Source organism: Seongchinamella unica, assembly GCF_004354085.1.
Taxonomy (GTDB): Bacteria; Pseudomonadota; Gammaproteobacteria; order Pseudomonadales; family Halieaceae; genus Halioglobus; species Halioglobus unicus.
In genome coordinates this window covers 1-1,330 of sequence record NZ_SMSE01000010.1, presented here as the reverse complement: position 1 = coordinate 1,330, position 1,330 = coordinate 1, and the positions used below count along the sequence as shown (strand labels likewise).

At 57.0% G+C, this 1,330-nt stretch carries 1 protein-coding gene; it reads right to left on the bottom strand.

All coding sequences use genetic code 11. The features are described 5' to 3' along the window. Positions 1–12 precede the first annotated feature (12 nt). A complete protein-coding gene (locus E2F43_RS18970; protein WP_133215706.1) occupies positions 13–1,224 on the bottom strand; it encodes an IS256 family transposase in 1,212 nt (403 codons plus the stop codon). Positions 1,225–1,330: the final 106 nt, after the last annotated feature.

The following is a 1,330-nucleotide window of genomic DNA, read 5'->3' as shown; positions in this document are numbered from 1 at the left end:
GGGCGGTATTCCTCAAGCTGAATATTGAGCCTCCAGTTCCTGCTGCCGCAACCAGTCCATCGAGACGTACTTGCGGGTTCCCCACTTACTGCTGGCAATATGCCGCAGTCTGGCCGCCACCAACATGACTGCCGAATCTCCGTCGGGAAATGCGCCCACTACACGGGTGCGACGGCGAATCTCTCGCATAATCCTTTCCAGCGGGTTATTGGTGCGGATCTTGAGCCAGTGGGTCTGCGGATAACCGTAGTAAGCCAGTGTTTCACTGATACAGCGCTCCACCAGCTCAGCGGCCTTCTGTAGCCGCATTTCCCGTAGATTCGCTACCACTTTATTGGCCTTATCCAGTGCCGCCTCGCGGCTCTCCTGGGCGTGAATAGCCTTGAGCATGGCCGAGACCTGGCGCATTTTGGCACGGGGAACATGGCTGAATACATTGCGGTAGAAGTGGACCGTACAGCGCTGCCAGTCAGCATCCGGGTAGTATTCAGCAGCGGCTTCGGACAGCCCCATGCAAGCGTCAGAGACAATCAAGCGGACACCGGTGAGCCCGCGACTCTTCAGGTGTTCCAGAAACGTGCTCCAGCCGGCCTTGTCCTCCTTGTGGCCCTCCTGGACACCCAGAATACGGCGGTAGCCGTCCTGATCTACGCCGATGCCAACGAGCACCGAGACATTACGAACCTCGCCAGCCCAACTGCGCTTGAGCACGATGCCGTCCAGGTAAACATAGGGATATTCCCCTTCGATGGGGCGATTCCGCCAGGTCTCGATGTGCTTGTAGACCTTCTTGTTCAGCTTGCTCACGGTGCCGGAGCTGACGCGGGTGCCCCACAAGGCTTCGGTGATATCCTCCACCCGGCGTACGGAGACCCCGGCCAGGTACATCTCCATCAAAGCTTCCTCAATCGAGGTTTCCCGGCGCTTGTAGCGTTCGATGATGGCCGTCTCGAAGGTCTGCTTGCGCAGCTTCGGCATCTTGAGATTGACTTCACCGGCCTTGGAATGGAATTTGCGCTCGTAATGGCCGGCGCGGGTGTCGATACGGTCTGGGCTTCGTTCATAGCGCTGGGCGCCGCACATTGCGTCAGCCTCGGCGTCCAGCATGGCATTCAGCGTCTCCTCTACGGTGCCTCGTACCAGTTCACCCAGGTGATCCTGAATCCGTTCATCATCGATTTGAACGACTTTACCCAGCGTCTTGCTCTCGCTATTGTTAGTCATGGTGGTGATCTTCCTTCTGTTGTCGGATTAAGCTTCGCAACTCAATCTTATCAACTCGGGGGATCACCGCCCCTCTTCAAAAGTGCGAAAGATAATTTACGTTATC

What these genes read in the sequence shown, in the direction of transcription:
- E2F43_RS18970 (WP_133215706.1), bottom strand. Translation starts at nt 1,224, where the DNA reads ATGACTAACAATAGCGAGAGCAAGACGCTGGGTAAAGTCGTTCAAATC.